The 462-nt window shown below is 63.6% G+C and carries 1 protein-coding gene; it reads right to left on the minus strand.

The genetic code is table 11. The features are described from left to right. The coding region (locus I6F21_RS37750; protein ID WP_225184388.1) for an alcohol dehydrogenase catalytic domain-containing protein at window positions 1–380 on the minus strand (380 nt) is incomplete at its 3' end. Between the last annotated feature and the right edge of the window lie 82 nt (window positions 381–462).

Here is a 462-nt window from a genome sequence, read left to right on the forward strand (position 1 = left end):
AGCGAGAAGCGCGACGTGCCGTCCGGCATCAGGCCCTTGCCCTGCGTGGCACGAATGGCCTGGCACAGGTTCGTCTTGCGCGACAGGCAAAACTTGCACTGGCGGCATTCCGGCGTGTAAAGCGGGATCACGTGGTCGCCGGCTTTCAACGATGTGACACCTGCCCCCACCTCGAGCACGACGCCTGCGCCCTCATGCCCGAGGATTGCCGGGAAGATCCCTTCCGGGTCTGCGCCCGAGAGCGTGTAGTAGTCGGTATGGCAGATGCCGGTCGCCTTGATCTCGACGAGCACCTCGCCGGCACGCGGGCCTTGCAGGTCCACTTCTTCCACAGTGAGCGGAGCACCGGCTTTCCAGGCGATGGCGGCTTTGGTTTTCATGCGCATTCCTTTTTTTGAAGTGGAGCCTGCCCGACGTGGGCAGCCTAGGGAGGGCGATTGTAGAACGTTGCCTGCCCCGGCA

It is taken from the genome of Bradyrhizobium sp. NBAIM03 (assembly GCF_020194055.1).
Lineage (GTDB): Bacteria > Pseudomonadota > Alphaproteobacteria > Rhizobiales > Xanthobacteraceae > Bradyrhizobium > Bradyrhizobium yuanmingense.